Raw genomic sequence first — 14,896 nt, forward strand, 5'->3', positions numbered from 1 at the left:
ACCACGTCACCCACCACCCCCAGCGCCACGCCGCCCATCACCCCCAGCGCCACGCCGCCCATCACCCCCAGCGCCACGCCGCCCATCACCCCCAGCGCCACGCCGCCCATCACCCCCAGCGCCACGCCGCTCGCCACCCTCGGCACCGCGCCGCCTCCCCACCTCGACGTGGTCGCCGACGTGAGCGCCACCATCTTGTTCACCTATCCCTCGACCGGCACGGCCACCTCCCTCCCCCCGGACTGGGACCAGGTGCCGGGAGCATCCGGCTGCACGCTAGAGAACCGCCTGTTCCGCGACCGGCACCCCGACCTCACGGCCGCCGGCATCACCGTCCACGGCGTCAGCACGCAACGCCCGGACCAGCAGGCCGCCTTCGCCACCGCAGAGTCGATCCCGTTCCCCCTGCTCTCGGACGTGGACCTGCGTCTCACGGCGGCCCTGCGCCTGCCGACCTTCCGGGCCGGTCAGGACCTGAAGCTCAAGCGCCTGATCCTGGTGATCGACCGCACGCGGATCATCCGCCACGTCGTCTTCCCGGTCCTGGACATCCCAGCGGCCATCATCGAAGCCACCCAAGCCGCCCACACCCTCCGCTGACCTTCACCTAGTTCAGCCCAGGCCACCCCCGCTCGGCTCAGCGGCGCACCCACCTCACTTCACCGATCCCTCCTGGACGCCCACCTCCTTAGACGCCCACTCCCGGACGCCCACCTCCCCGAACGCCCCGGGACGCCCACCTCTCCTGACGCCACCCCTTAACCACTCGGCTTCCCCGGATGCCCACCTTCCCGGATGCCCACCTTCCGAGCCGCCGCCCCACCCGATCGCCACCAACCACTCACCTGACACAGTTATCCACAGGCCGCGCCACCCTCCCCCACTCATCCACAGAACCCCGTTCGGCTCCACAGCCACCACCCCCAATCCCAGATCCTGGGTGCCTCCGAACCCCAGCCAAGCCCGGAGCTGACCTCAGCCCACCCACCCGGAGGCCCCACCATGAAGATCACAATCCCTCTCCCCACCACCATGACCTCCCACTTCATCGTCGCCATGGAACAAGTCCCCTTCGACGTCGAGTCCTTCGTCCCCTGGCGCGTCGGCGGCCCGTTCAAACGCGCCACCATCACCGCAGCCGCCCACGGCACCCTCTCGGTCACCCACCACGCAACCCCGTGGAAACCAACGGCCACCACCTTCACCGACGACGAGAGACGCCGCCTCCGCCGCACGAAACAACACGTGATCATCTCCACCACCGCACCCCCGCACCGGCTCCCGACCGTGGTGCAGGTGGCCCGCGCCTCAGCCAGAGCCCTGGCCAGGGAGAGCGACGGCCTGCTGATAGACCCCGTGACCGACTCGACGATCCTCACGTGCGGCCGATGCGCGGGCGAGCCCACCCACTTCCGCCTGGACGACGACTGGCTGTCCTGGGACGTCCAGGTTCACGACGCCGCCACCTGCCCCCCGTGGGACCCGTCCGACATGGGCGCGTGCGACTGCCTGCGCGTCACGTCCCGGGGCCTGCGCCGCTTCGCCCTCCCGGAGATCACCCTGGACGGCGCCGCCTGCGCCCACAACCTGTGCGCCACCAACCTCCTGCGCACGGTCGCCAACCGCCTGCTGACCGACCACCTCTCCTACCTGGCCACCCACCCGGAAGCCACCACCCACAAGATCGATGACTTCCTCCACATCCAGCCCTCGGATCAGCCGGATGGCGGCCTCCCCTTCGGCGTCCGCCTCACCCCGTACGACGCGGACGCGGGAGAGCTGGGCCGCACCGGCAGCATCCGTCGCCTGAAGGTCGGCCCGGCCCCTGGCACCGGTCAGGTCACCTGCCTCAAGGTCGGGCCGCCCTCGGGCTTCACGGGCTCCCTGAACGACTGGCTCTGCGCCACCCAGGCCCCTCACCACGCCACGCTGACCTCAGTCGACTTCCGCCCACCCGAGCCGGCCCGAGTCCTCGCAGCGTGACCCACCCCGCCCCTCAACACGCCCGCCGCACTACTGAGTCGCGTCCACCCCCAGAGCGAGCCCGCGACACCATCCCCACGCACGCCTCCCGCGCCCCGGGTCGCGTCCGCGCGCCCGCCGCGCCCCCCCGTTCTCAGGAGGCATGAGCTTGAGCCACCACGCGGCCACCCGGCATCAGTCACTCCAAGCCGGAAGCCGAAGCGGGCGCAGAAGCCGAGGCAGCACCCACCTCACTCACTCGGAAGCAGGCCGACAAATCACCATGGACTGCGCAGGAAGCCGCATCCCTTCCTCACCCGCCACCACCGGCTCGTCCGAAGCCAGCAACACCGTCCCAGGCGACAACGGCAAGGTCACCGACTCCTGCGAGAAGTTCACCGCCACCGCCAGCTCCCCCCGCCAGACCAGCAGCCACTTCCCCAGCGGATCCATCTCCACCCGCACCCGGTCCAGCCGCGGGTCCGACAGCTCGGGCAACGCCTTGCGCAGCGCGATCAGGTCGCGATACCAGCACAGCAACGACCAGTGCGCCTCCTCCTTCACCTCCCCCCAGTCCAGCTTGCACCGCAGGAACGTCTCCTCGGCCGAGGGGTTCGGCGCCTCCCATACGTATCCGAACCCGTCGAACTCCCGCTCCCGCCGCACCCCTTCGCTGTCCCGCAGCTCGGGCTCGACATGATCGGAGAAGAACAGGAACGGCGTACGCGCCCCCCACTCCTCGCCCATGAACAGCATGGGCGTGAACGGCGAGGTCAGGAGCAGTCCGGCGCCGAGCTTGAGCGCCGGGATCGGGAGCCGGTCGCCGGCGGGCCGGTTGCCGATCTGGTCGTGGTTCTGCAGGCAGGCGACCAGCCGGTATCCCGGCACCCCCGCGAACGAGCTGCCGTGCGCCCTGGCGCGGAAGCTGGAGTGGGTGCCGTCGTGCAAGACGCCGTGCGTGAGCACCTTGGCCAGGGCCGTGAGCTGGGTGAAGTCCTGGTAGTAGCCGTGGCTCTCGCCGCTGACTGCGCAGTGCAGGGCGTGGTGGACGTCGTCGTCCCATTGGGCGGTCATGCCCAGGCCGCCGGCGTCGAGCGAGCGCACCATGCGTGGGTCGTTGAGGTCGGATTCGGCGATCAGCGACAGCGGCCGGCCGACCGAGCAGGCCAGCGTGTCCACCTCTTCCGCCAGCTCGGCCAGCAGGTGCTTGGCGCGCTTGTCGTGCAGCGCGTGGACGGCGTCCAGCCGCAGCCCGTCGATGTGGTAGTCGCGCAGCCATTGCAGCGCGTTGCCGATGAAGTAGCGCCGCACCTCGTCGGACTCCGGCCCGTCCAGGTTGACCGCTTCGCCCCAGTAGCTGCCGTCAAAGCCGGAGAAGTACGGTCCGAACGGCCGCAGGAAGTTCCCGGAAGGCCCGAGATGGTTGTAGACGACGTCCAGGATGACCCCGATCCCGGCCTGGTGGCAGGCGTCGACGAACGACTTGAGCCCGTCCGGCCCGCCGTACGTCTCGTTCACGGCGTAGAGATCGACGCCGTCGTAGCCCCAGTTCCGCCCACCGGGCACGGGCGCGACGGGCATGACCTCCACGAAGTCGACGCAGAGCTCCACCAGGTGCGGCAGCTTCTCGATGGCCGCCGCGAACGTGCCCTCCGGCGTGAACGTCCCGATGTGCAGCTCGTAGATCACGGCTCCGCGCAGGTCGCGGCCCTTCCAGTCGTGGTCGGACCAGGTGAAGCGGCCGTGGTCGTACACCGCGCTCTGCCCGAAGATCCCGTCCGGCTGCCGCCGGGTGCGCGGGTCGGGATACGGCCCGTCGCCGTCCACCACGAAGGCGTACCGGGTGCCGTGCTGGGCACCCTCCACCTCCGCCGACCACCAGCCCCCCTCACCGGGCGACAACGCCCGCCGCCCGCCCAGGACGTCCACTTCCACCGCCGTGGCCTTCGGTGCCCAGACCTCAAAGATCATGTCTCTCCAGGAGTGAGACCGGATACTGACCGAGCAGGTGCGCGAGCGGGATGCGTCCGGTGAACAGGCCACCGGTGAGCAGGTCGCGCCAGGTGCCCGCGGGCAACGTCAGCGTGGTGGCGCCCCATCCGCCCGAGGCGGCCAGGCCAACGGGGAGCCGGGTGGCGACCACGACCGCCCTCGGCCGCACTCCGGCCTCAGCGACGGCCTGCGCCCGCTCCCCCGCCTCGGCCCGCGCCTGGTGCTCGCCCGTCGGCTGGGCATGGTGCTCATCGGCCGCCTGGTGGTCACTGGCCGCTGCCTGGGGTCGGTGGTCGCTGGTCGCCGCCTGGGTAAGGTGCGCGTTCGCTGCCTGGTGTGGGTGGTCGCCGCGAGCCTCGGCATCGGCACCGAGATCGGCACCAGCGCCAGCGCCAGCACCACCACCGAAATCGGGGGCGGCGGCGTCCGCGTCGAGCTGCCGGGGATCGACATCAACATCCGCCGCGACATCACCCGCAGAGCCCCGGGCGGAGGCGATCCCACGGTCCCCCGCAACATCACCCGCAGACGCCCGAGCGGAGGCGATCCCATGGTCCGCCGCAACATCACCCGCAGACGCCCGAGCGAAAGCGATCACATGGTCCGCCCGCGCCCCCTCAGCCCGCAACGGCAGGTACGCCGCCGCACCCCCCAACCGCCGCCTCAGCCGCAGTGCCTGGGTGGTGACCAGGAGCTTGGCCGAGTCCCACGACGTCTCGGGCTTGCGCGGGTACGTCACGGGCCGCCGATTATCCGGGTCGACCAGGGAGAAGTCGCTCGTCTCGTTCCCCTGGTACACGTCAGGCACCCCCGGCATCATGAGCTGTACCAGCTTGGCCCCGAGGGAGTTGGACATGGCGTACGGATCGATGCGCTCGGTGAAGCCACCGACCGGAAGGCGGACGGCGGCCTCGGCGAAGGCGCGCAGGCGCCGTTCGTAGTCGGGGTCGGGGTTCACCCAGGAGATGGCGGTCTTGGCTTCGCGGGCGGCCTTGAGGAGGTAGTCGGTGAAGCGTTCGGCGGAGATGGGCCAGGCGGCCATGAGGTTCTGCCAGGCCAGGTAGTCGAGGTGCGGGTCGAAGCTGACCTGGGCCGACCATTCGGCGACGGCGGCCGCCCATTCGCCGGGCATCTCGGAGAGCACGGACAGCCGGGCCCGTACGTCCTCGGAGCGTTTGGTGTCGTGGGTGGAGAGCGTGGTCATCGTGTAGGGAGGCAGGTCAGCGCAGAACTCGTGGAACTCCTCCGCGGACACGCCGAAGACGTCGGGCTCCCCGCCCACCTCGTTCAGGCAGGCGAGCGGGAACCAGCGGTAGAGCGCGGTGTCCTCCACGCCCTTGGCCATGACGGGCCCGCACGCCTGCTGGAAGCGGACGATCGCCTCGGCGGAGCCGTACAGGACCTCCTGGACCAGGGGGCGGACGGCGGCGGAGCAGGAGGCGGCGGCCAGTTCGACGGTGTCGATCGCGGAGGCGGGCGGCGGCTCGCCTGGCACCACGTACGCGCGGTAGACGGGCATGGCGGCGAGCAGTTCGCGGACGGCGGCGGGGTCGCAGGAGGTGACCCTGGCGAGGCGGTCCACCTCGGCGCCGAAGAACAGGTCGAGCACCTCCTGTTTGGCCTGCGCCATCACCGGCCGGTACTCGGCGGGCTGCCCGGTCAGGCCGGCGAAGAGCCGGATGAGCGGCTCCTTGCCGGCGGGGTCGACGAACAGGCCGTTGACGCGGTTGAGCACGTCGTAGCCGGTGGTGCCGTCGCAGGCCCAGTCGGCGGGCAGCCGTTCGGGGCCGATGAGGATCTTCTCGACGACGGTCCAGGCGTTGCCGGCGCGGGCGCGCAGCCGTTCGAGGTAGCCGCGCGGGTCGGCGAGGCCGTCGGGGTGGTCGACGCGCAGCCCGTCGACGAGCCCTTCGTCGAGCAGCCAGAAGATCACCTCGTGCGTGGCGAACAGCACGGCGGGGTCTTCGACGCGCAGGCCGATCAGCGTCGACACGTCGAAGAAGCGCCGGTAGCCGGGGCCTTCGCGCCAGTCGACGAGCCGGTAGTGGCCGGGGTGGGGGAAGGCGTGCTCGTGGTAGCGCAGCACGTCGCCGTCCACGACGGGCGGGGTGTCGTCGCCGAGGACGGGCAGCGCGACCTTGCCGTCCACCCAGTCGAGGTCGAACCAGGTGGCGTACGGCGAGGCGGGCCCGTCCTTGAGCACCGACCAGAACTGGGCGTTCACGGTGTTCATGTGGTTCGGCACGATGTCGACCACGATGCCGAGGTCCTGGGCGGCGAGTTGCTGCGCCATCTTCCTGAACCCGGTGGCGCCGCCGAACTCCTCCCTGATCCTGGAGTGGTCGGTGACGTCGTAGCCGTGCCGCGACTCGGGCGTGGACTGCAGGATGGGCGAGAGGTAGACGTGGCTGACGCCGAGGTCGCGCAGGTAGCCGGCGATCTCGGCCACCTGGGCGAAGCCGAAGTCGGGGGTGAGCTGCACCCGGTAGGTGGACACGGGCCTGGTCAAGCCCGGCGGCCTGGACATGACGCGTCTGGACGTGCCCGGGGGCCTAGACACGGCGCAGCACCCGCACGCTGCGGCCCGGCACCGCGATCGCGTCGCCCGCCTTCACCATCCGCGCGTCCAGCCTGATCGGCATGGCCGTGTCGATCTCCGTATGCCACATCTCGCCATAGTCCTTGGGGATCGTGAACTTGATCGTGTCGTAGTGCGCGTTGAACAGCAGGAGGAAGGAGTCGTCCCTGATCGGCCGGCCGCGCCGGTCGGGCTCGGTGATGGCGTCGCCGTTCAGGAAGACGGCCAGGGACTTGGCGTATCCGACGTGCCAGTCGCCGTCGTTCATCTCCTCGCCCGCCGGGGTGAGCCAGGCGATGTCGCGCAGCCCGCGTACCGGCTTGCCGTAGAAGAACCTGCGCCGCCGGAACACCGGATGTTTCTTGCGCAGCTCGGCCAGGCTCTGGGTGAACTCCAGCAGCAGCCAGTTCTCCCTGACGTCGGACCAGTCCACCCAGGTCAGCTCGTTGTCCTGGCAGTAGCCGTTGTTGTTGCCGCGCTGCGTGCGTCCCAGCTCGTCGCCGTGCGAGAGCATCGGCACTCCCTGGGAGAGGAACAGCGTGGTGAGGAAGTTGCGTTTCTGCTGCTCGCGCAGCGACTCGATGGCGATGCCCGCGGGGCCTTCCTCGCCGCAGTTCCACGACCGGTTGTCGTCGGTGCCGTCGCGGTTGCCTTCCTTGTTCGCCTCGTTGTGCTTGTTGCTGAACGAGACGAGGTCCTGCAAGGTGAAGCCGTCGTGGCAGGTCACGAAGTTGATGGAGGCGGCGGGGCGGCGGCTGTCGTCCTTGTACAGGTCGCTCGACCCGGTGAACCTGGAGCCGAACTCGGGCAGCGTGGCCGCCTGCCCGCGCCACAGGTCGCGGATCGTGTCGCGGTAACGCCCGTTCCACTCCGTCCAGCGGGACGGGAAGTTGCCCACCTGGTATCCGCCGGGGCCCACGTCCCACGGCTCGGCGATGAGCTTGACCTGCGACAGCACCGGGTCCTGCTGCACCAGGTCGAAGAAGGCGCTCAGCCGGTCGACCTCGTGCAGCTCCCGCGCCAGCGTCGAGGCCAGGTCGAACCTGAACCCGTCGACGTGCATCTCGATGACCCAGTACCGCAGCGAGTCCATGATCATCTGGAGGACGTGCGGGGAGCGCATGAGCAGGCTGTTGCCGGTGCCCGTAGTGTCCACGTAGTACCGTCTGTCGTTCTCGACCAGCCGGTAGTAGTTGAGGTTGTCGATCCCCCGGAACCCCAGCGTGGGCCCCAGGTGGTTGCCCTCGGCGGTGTGGTTGTAGACGACGTCGAGAATGACCTCGATGCCCGCTTCGTGCAGCGAGCGCACCATCGCCTTGAACTCCAGCACCTGCCCTCCGCGCTGCCCCTGGCTGGAGTAGCGGTTGTGCGGGGCGAAGAAGCCGATCGAGTTGTAGCCCCAGTAGTTGGACAGCCCGCGCTGCTCCAGGATGTGGTCGGTGACGAACTGGTGGACCGGCATCAGCTCCAGCGCCGTCACGCCCAGCTTGGTGAGATGGTCGAGGATCTCGGGGTGGCCGAGCGCCGCGTACGTGCCGCGCAGGTGCTTGGGGATCTTGGGGTGGCTTATCGTGAGCCCGCGCACGTGCGCCTCGTAGATCACGGTGTCGTGGTACGGCGTCGCGGGCGGCCGGTCGTGCCCCCAGCCGAAGAACGGGTTGATCACCACAGAACGCGGCACGTACGGCGCCGAGTCGCGGTCGTTCCTGACGTCGGGTGAGCCGAACCGGTAGCCGTAGACCGCCTCGTTCCAGTTGACCCCGCCCTCGATGGCCATCGCGTACGGGTCGAGCAGCAGCTTGCTCGGGTTGCACCGCATGCCGTGCGCCGGCTCGTACGGGCCATGGACGCGGTACCCGTACCGCTGCCCCGGCCCGATGCCCGGCAGGTACCCGTGCCAGATGAACCCGTCCACCTCGCTCAGCGGCACCCGCGACTCGACGTTGTCCTCGTCGAACAGGCACAGCTCGACCTGGTCGGCGACCTCGGTGTAGAGCGAGAAGTTGGTGCCGGCGCCGTCGTAGGTCGCCCCGAGCGGATAGGGGTCTCCCGGCCAGATCTCGATCATCGAGGCTCCCTTGCGGTCTCTCCCCATGTTCTGTTCCCCCGCTCCACCGGACAACCCCGGGCCCCCACTAGATCACTCTGTTCCTTCCCACGCTTGCGGCGTCATTACTCCGGGTTGTTTCGTACGAGGTCAAAAGGGGTGGGCCGCCCCGATGGCGCGGTATCGGAGACGGCCCACGCACCCAGCATCCTCCCGACGTCAAGCCCGCCGGGCGGTTTCGAAGCGCCGTCTGCGGCAATGTGCCGACCCCATGGGCGGTTTCAAGCAGTTCTTACTCCGTGGCAACATCGTCGAGCTCGCCGTCGCCGTGATCATCGGCGCCACCTTCAGCGGCCTCGTCCAAGCTCTCGTGCGCGACCTGGTCACCCCGCTGATCGGCGCGGTCACCGGCGGCCGGCAACCGAACTTCGCCGAGTACTCCTTCACGATCAACGGCAGCCAGTTCAAGTACGGCGACTTCCTCAACCACCTGATCACCTTCTTGATCATCTCGGCGATCGTCTACTGGCTGATCGTCGCCCCGATGACCCGGCTGATCAGCCTCCTCGACCGCGACAGGACGGCCGCGACCAAGCAGTGCCCGGAATGCCTGTCCGACATCCCGACCGAGGCCCGCCGGTGCGCGCACTGCACGGCGGAGCTGGTGCCGGATTCGGAAAAACCCAGGCAGTGACGCGCGGCGGCCGGTGCCCGTCCGTCAAGATGGACCGATGAGCGTTGAGTTGATGGTCTGGGACGAGCCGGTGCCGATCAGCAGGGACCAGGCGCGCGCCACGTACCTGGCGGTCAAGCGGACCCCGCCCGGCGCCGGCGTCGAGCCCGAGGTGGCCAAGGAGTTGCCCGGAGAGGTCACGCTCTATCCGGGGCACGTGCTGGTGAGCATGGACCTGGACACCATGGACGAGATGTCGGCGCAGGTGTTCACGGTCGCGCGGGCGCACGGGATGGTGTGTTACGACCCTCAGCGGGACCTGGTGCACAACGTGGCGCCACTGGGGGTGTACGAAGGGATGCAGCTACATACCGGGGACGGGATGGTGGTCAACGATCCCGACCTGGGGCTGGTTCACGACGTGCTGGGGACTATGTCCGCGCAGAATCCGTTCGTGGCGCTGGTGAACTTCGGCAGGCACTTCTTGCAGGTCTCGCCGGGGTTCGAGGTGGAGTACAAGGAAGGGACGATGGTCCGCACCCTCGTGCCCGGGCTCGAAGAGGTGCGGCAGATGTTCAACGAGTACGCGACGGGGGATCAGGCGTTTCTCACCCGGTTCACATGGAGCGCATGACCCTGTTTCCGAGCAGGGCGGCGTTGCGGGGGCTGCGCTGGACGGGAATGACGACGGACTTCAGGTGCGGCAGCTCGGCCAACGGGGCGAGGTCGATGCCGACGGACACGTTGTTCAGCCTCAAGCTCCTCAGCTGGTGCAGCGAGGCGAGCGGGCGAAGGTCGTTCACGCGTACTCCGGAGACGTGAAGATTCTGCAGCAGGGAGCATCGTGCGAGTCCGGTCAGCTCGCAGAACAGCCCCTTCGTGCCCGACAAGGTCAGGTGCTTCAAGGGAAGGTCGCCCAAGGCCTCGGCATCCGGCGGCAGCTCGCGCTGGAGCAGGTTCAGCCGCGTCAGCCTCGGGGCCCGGCTGACCAGCTCGCCGAAGTGTGTGACCAGCGGCGATTGTTCGACGGTGAGCGACCGCAGGTGATCGAGTGGCGGCAGGTCAGCCCAATCACGGAGCCGCTGCGCGTCATGGAGTGACAACATCCGCAGCCCGGCCACCGCGCGCAGAGGCCGGTAGTCGCTAACGCTGCTGAGCACGCCGAGCTGCAGCGTGTGCAGGTACGCCACTCCTCCGAGGAAGTTCAGGTCCCGGATCAGGACATCGAAAACGCTCAGCTGGCGAAGGTTCTCCAGGACACCCAAGGGGTCCGTTCGGGCGCCCAGAACGAGGCTCACGAGGTCCAGAGTGGTGAGCGAGTCGCGCAAGGCCGGCAGTGGGCTTAGATCCGGCACGTCCACAGCATGGATGAGGACTTCTTCGACACCGGAGAGATGACGCAGGGCCCGCAACTGCCCGGCGGTGGTCACCCCCACCCTGTGCGGTTTCAGCTCGGACAGGATGCGGCGCGCGTAGAGGTCGGGATTGAAATAGCGCCAGCCCTCGACGAGCTCGGCAGTCACGCGCCGATCGCCGGAGTATCGCGCCAGCACGTCGATGGCCTTGGGCCCGTTGACCAGCCAGGCCGTGGTCACGGTCGCCTTCGCCACGGCGTCGGTCAGCCCGTCGAGGCCGGCGGGCAGCCGGTCCAGCACCGCCTGGCCTCCGGTGGCCAAGGTCCGCGCCGTGGACACGTCACGCGGTGGCACGAGCTCGCGGACGCACTGCTCGATCGCGGGACGCAGCTCCTCGGGTACGTGCGGCATGGTCTCCAGGCACGCCACGATCAGGAGCCTGAGCCGTCTCCGTCGCCGCGGCTCCGCCTCGCTGCGCCGCAGTAGCCCTTCGAGCAGTTCCCTGCGCAGCGGCGTGATGACGTGACCTGCCGCCATGACCACGGTTTCCCGCCAGGTGTCCCGGTGAGCGTAGTCGATCAGCGGTTCGATGTACCCGTCCTGTGCCGCGGCCCTGGCCGTCAGGTATTCCTGCACGGTTCTGTGGACGAAGTCGATCCGGCCCGGCACCGGCTCTCTGATCACCCCGCTGCGTTCCAGCAGGTGACGCAGCACCTCCTGCCCAGTCGCACGCACCATCGGCATGCCCTGCACCAGCCGGTGGATGCGGGTCTCGGCGACGCGGCTGGGCAACTCGACCCGATTGCCGAGGGACAGCTCCCAGGCCAGCATCTGCAGAATCTGCAGCTTCTGCTCGCGATCCAGGTGAAGCTCGCTGTAGCTGGGGATCGAGCGCTCGTGATCCCGCCGTTCGAGCAGCATGTCCAGCACGGCTGTGTAGAGCCCCATGCGGTCGAGCGGCAGGCGCGCCGCCCGGTCCAGGTTGAGCGCGCACAACATCGAGGCGAGCAGCGGGGTGGAGGCGAGCGAACGCAGGCTCGCGCTGTTGTCGAGCTGGCTGTAGAGGCGCGATTCAATGACGGGCAACATCTCCGGCGCGCACGGCAGGCTCCCACCGCCGGCCACCGCCACGTGCCAGTGCTCGATGAGCGCACGCGTGTCGGACGGCGTCATCCGCTCCAGAAAGGCGGGCACGAACTCCTCGTCCTTCAACCAGGAGGCCTGCGCGGCCGACGGACGTGAACTGACGATCACCTTCACGGCGCCGAACTGGGCCAGTAGCCCGCGCAGCCACGGCTTGACGGCTCTGCGCTGTGTGCCGGTGAGCTCATCCACCCCGTCGACGAGCAGCATCGCCTGCCCTGACGAGAGCCGCCGATGCACCCATCCGGCAGGCATGAGCCCGACGAGCGGATCCGCCACGCCGTCGAGAAACTGTTCGGGACGTGGCAGAGCGTCGTCGGCGTAAGCGCGCAGCTTGATCAGGAAGGGCACGCAACCGTTCCACTCCGACAGCGAGCCCTGGAACCCTCCGCGCGCTGCCGTGATCATGAGCCAGCGCAGTAGCGTGCTCTTCCCGCCCCCCGCCTCGCCCCTGAGCAGAGTCCGCCGCCCCTGCCCCAGCGCCTGCTCCACCCGCACGGTGGCCGGCATGGGAACGTGTTGCTCGTGCCACGTCTCGTCCCGGGGCTCGCCCGCCTGGGTCGAGACGGACAGACTGACGTACGCCGTGCTCAGCGACATCCGCGGCGCATACTGCTCGGCCTGCATCCCGATGAGCTCCAGAGCGTCGAGCGTCTCGCTGACGTGCTGCAGGTAGCGTCGTGTGAACTCGCTGTCCCTGCCGGTCCCGTCCGGTGCTTCCAGCGTGCGAGCGGGCAGCCGTTCGAGCACGAGCGTCACCTGCTCCCCCATCCGCGAGATCCGGGCGAGAAGCTCACTGGTGGCGCGAGGCTGGAACTCCGGCAGGTGGCGGACGATCCGTACGAGGCAGTCGCAGCACTCGTCCAGCACCACCTCGTACAGCCGGGAGGCGGCCTCAGGAAGGTCTTTCGAGGCCGGGAGAGCGGCTCTGACGGCCTGGGCGAGGCGTACCGGGTCGGTGTCGGCGGAGAACAGGGCGCGGTCGGACAGGTCGGCGCGGGTCAGGGTGGAGACGGCCTCGGCCAGGACCACTTCCCTGTCGTCGTCGGACAGGCCTGGATACTCGTGCGAGCACGCCTTCAGCACGCGCCCCGCCACCGAGTCGGCGATGTCCTCGATCTGGCGCTCGGCCTTGCGCCGGACGAGCTGGTCGGGAAAGCCCGCCCGCATCAGCTCGATCAGCTCCTTGGACCGGCTCTCCTTGCCGGATCTGGCCGTCAGCCAGACCCGCGCCGCCCGCTCGCCTACCGCCTTGCCCACGGACAGGGCCAGCGTCTCCATTGCCACACCCCCAGTATCGCGATTCAGGGTGTGGGATGCGGCAGGATCAGGGCGTATGAGAACCCTGTACCCGCCCATCGAACCGTACGACTCCGGCCTGCTCGACGTCGGTGACGGCAACCGGATCTACTACGAGGTCTGCGGCAACCCCGACGGCAAGCCCGCCGTCATGATCCACGGCGGCCCCGGAGGCGGGTGCGGCGCCAACCACCGCCGCCAGTGGAACCCGGAGCTCTACCGCATCGTCCTGTTCGACCAGCGCAACTGCGGCCGGAGCGTGCCGCACGCCTCCGACCCCGCCACCGACCTCACTGCCAACACCACCTGGCACCTGGTCGCCGACATGGAGAAGCTGCGCGAGCACCTCGGCATCGAGCGGTGGCAGGTGTTCGGGGGGTCGTGGGGCAGCGCGCTGGCGCTGGCGTACGCACAGACGCATCCCGGCAGGACGAGCGAGCTCGTGCTGCGCGGGATCTTCCTGTTGCGGCCGCAGGAGCTGCGCTGGTTCTACCAGGAGGGCGCCTCCTACCTGTTCCCCGACCTGTGGGAGCAGTACGTCGAGCCGATCCCGGAGGAGGAGCGCGGGGATCTGATCGCCGCGTTCGGCAGGAGGCTGGAGGGGGCGGACGACAAGGAGCGGCTCGCGGCGGGCAAGGCGTGGTCGCAGTGGGAGGGGGGCACGGTCACGCTGCTGCCCGATCCGGAGCTGGTGGAGGAGTTCGGCGAGGACAGGAGGGCCGTCTGTTTCGCCCGGATCGAGAACCACTACTTCCGGCACGGCGGGTGGTTCGAGCCGGCCGATCAGCTTCTCAGGGGCGTGGACGCGATCCGGGACATTCCGGCGGTGATCGTGCAGGGTCGTCATGACTCCTGTACGCCCATGGCGACGGCCTGGGACCTGCACAAGGCGTGGCCCGAGGCCGAGTTCCACGTGGTCGACGACGCCGGGCACGCCTACTCGGAGCCGGGGATATTGGATCGGCTCATCGCGGCGACGGACCGGTTCGGGGTGCCAGGGGCCTGAGAAACCCGAGGAGCCTGAGGGGCTCGGGCGGCCTGAGGGTTATGGGGTGCCTGATGTGCCCGAGGGCCCTGAGGTGCCTGATGTGCAGGAGGTGCTTGAGAGGCCTGAGGGGCATGAGGGCCCGTGGGGAAGGGCTGAGCAACGCCGGCCGCCGGATGCGCCGCGAAGGCCGTTCCAGTGGCGGGGTGGCCGGGGGCCGATCCGGTGGCGGGGCGGGCGGGGGCCGATGCCGTGGTGGAGTGGCTGGGGGCCGATCCGGTGGCGGGGTGGGCGAGGGCTGTTGCGCCTGTGAGGCGGGCGCGGATGAGCCGTACCGCAGGCGTGACGGCCCCCACCAGCAGCAACGCGAACAGCGGCGCGAGCGCCGCACCCAGCACGAAGCCGGCGGCCACGTCGTGCGGGTAGTGCACCCCCACGAACACCCGCGAGAACGCCATCACCGCCGCCAGCGGGAACACCAGCCAGGCCAGCCCCCGCCAGGCCAGGACGAGCGTGGCCGCCGCACCGGCCGCGATGACGGAGTGGTTGCTGGGGAAGGACCAGTCGTCCGGGGGCGGGCAGGCGGCGATGGTCGTCAGGCCGCCCCGGCACGGCCGGTCCTCCCGGACGACGAGCTTGACGACCTCGCTCACCACGTACGCCCCCACGATGCCGGCGGGTCCGGCGATCACGAGGGCCAGGTCACGCGCCGGGCCTCGCCACGCTCGTACGGCGGCCACCAGGAAGAGCGCCGCGAAGAGGAATAACCCGGCGTCCGTGCCGACCTCGGCGAAGGTGTGCAGCCATGCGGGCGTGGTGAGCGAGAAGCCGACGATGTCCTGGTACACGCGTGTCCAATCCG

General features: G+C 69.4%; 11 protein-coding genes. 5 read left to right on the forward strand and 6 right to left on the reverse strand.

Features of this window, described 5'->3' with window-relative positions; genetic code table 11:
* Window positions 1–194: hypothetical protein (locus FXF51_RS62240; protein WP_222871869.1), on the reverse strand; the 194-nt coding region annotated here is incomplete at its 3' end.
* Here FXF51_RS62240 and FXF51_RS52870 point away from each other — a divergent pair.
* Together FXF51_RS52870 and FXF51_RS52875 are read left to right on the forward strand one after the other, a co-directional pair.
* Window positions 181–600 carry a peroxiredoxin gene (locus FXF51_RS52870; RefSeq protein ID WP_222871870.1) on the forward strand — a complete coding sequence of 140 codons (420 nt, stop codon included), beginning with the start codon at window positions 181–183 and terminating at the stop codon, window positions 598–600. The two genes, FXF51_RS62240 and FXF51_RS52870, sit on opposite strands and share 14 nt — an antisense overlap.
* 402 nt (window positions 601–1,002) lie before the next feature.
* The gene (locus tag FXF51_RS52875) at window positions 1,003–1,983 is read left to right on the forward strand and encodes a hypothetical protein (RefSeq protein ID WP_148442442.1); all 981 of its coding nucleotides are present in this window, start codon (window positions 1,003–1,005) and stop codon (window positions 1,981–1,983) included.
* 234 nt (window positions 1,984–2,217) lie between these two features.
* On the opposite strand, the gene treZ is transcribed toward FXF51_RS52875, so the two are convergent.
* The 3 genes from treZ to glgX are packed head-to-tail and all read right to left on the reverse strand — an operon-like array spanning window position 2,218 to window position 8,600.
* Window positions 2,218–3,933, reverse strand: a complete 1,716-nt coding sequence (gene treZ / locus FXF51_RS52880) for a malto-oligosyltrehalose trehalohydrolase (RefSeq protein ID WP_148442443.1) — start codon at window positions 3,931–3,933, stop codon at window positions 2,218–2,220.
* Window positions 3,923–6,514: a malto-oligosyltrehalose synthase gene (gene treY, locus FXF51_RS52890; RefSeq protein ID WP_316247679.1), complete on the reverse strand. Its 2,592-nt coding sequence runs from the start codon at window positions 6,512–6,514 to the stop codon at window positions 3,923–3,925. The genes treZ and treY overlap by 11 nt, the downstream gene beginning before the upstream one ends.
* Window positions 6,507–8,600, reverse strand: a complete 2,094-nt coding sequence (glgX, locus tag FXF51_RS52895; protein ID WP_148442444.1) for a glycogen debranching protein GlgX — start codon at window positions 8,598–8,600, stop codon at window positions 6,507–6,509. The genes treY and glgX overlap by 8 nt, the downstream gene beginning before the upstream one ends.
* A gap of 250 nt (window positions 8,601–8,850) precedes the next feature.
* On the opposite strand from glgX, the gene mscL reads away from it, so the two are divergent.
* Together mscL and FXF51_RS52905 are read left to right on the forward strand one after the other, a co-directional pair.
* A complete protein-coding gene (mscL, locus tag FXF51_RS52900) occupies window positions 8,851–9,273 on the forward strand; it encodes a large conductance mechanosensitive channel protein MscL (protein WP_148442445.1) in 423 nt (140 codons plus the stop codon).
* Between the two features lie 37 nt (window positions 9,274–9,310).
* Window positions 9,311–9,886 (forward strand): hypothetical protein, encoded by a 576-nt coding sequence (locus tag FXF51_RS52905; RefSeq protein ID WP_262380464.1) that lies wholly within the window; start codon window positions 9,311–9,313, stop codon window positions 9,884–9,886.
* On the opposite strand, the gene FXF51_RS52910 is transcribed toward FXF51_RS52905, so the two are convergent.
* Entirely contained in the window at window positions 9,870–13,031 is a 3,162-nt protein-coding gene (locus tag FXF51_RS52910; RefSeq protein ID WP_262380475.1) for an NACHT domain-containing protein, read from the reverse strand. The genes FXF51_RS52905 and FXF51_RS52910 overlap by 17 nt on opposite strands.
* Before the next feature lie 55 nt (window positions 13,032–13,086).
* Between FXF51_RS52910 and pip the strand changes: the two genes are divergently transcribed.
* Window positions 13,087–14,055, forward strand: coding sequence for a prolyl aminopeptidase (gene pip, locus FXF51_RS52915; protein WP_148442447.1), 969 nt, complete (start codon window positions 13,087–13,089; stop codon window positions 14,053–14,055).
* On the opposite strand, the gene FXF51_RS63285 is transcribed toward pip, so the two are convergent.
* Entirely contained in the window at window positions 13,986–14,882 is an 897-nt protein-coding gene (locus tag FXF51_RS63285) for a phosphatase PAP2 family protein (RefSeq protein ID WP_262380465.1), read from the reverse strand. The genes pip and FXF51_RS63285 overlap by 70 nt on opposite strands.
* Window positions 14,883–14,896: the final 14 nt, after the last annotated feature.

It is taken from the genome of Nonomuraea sp. PA05, assembly GCF_008086045.1.
Lineage (GTDB): Bacteria > Actinomycetota > Actinomycetes > Streptosporangiales > Streptosporangiaceae > Nonomuraea > Nonomuraea monospora.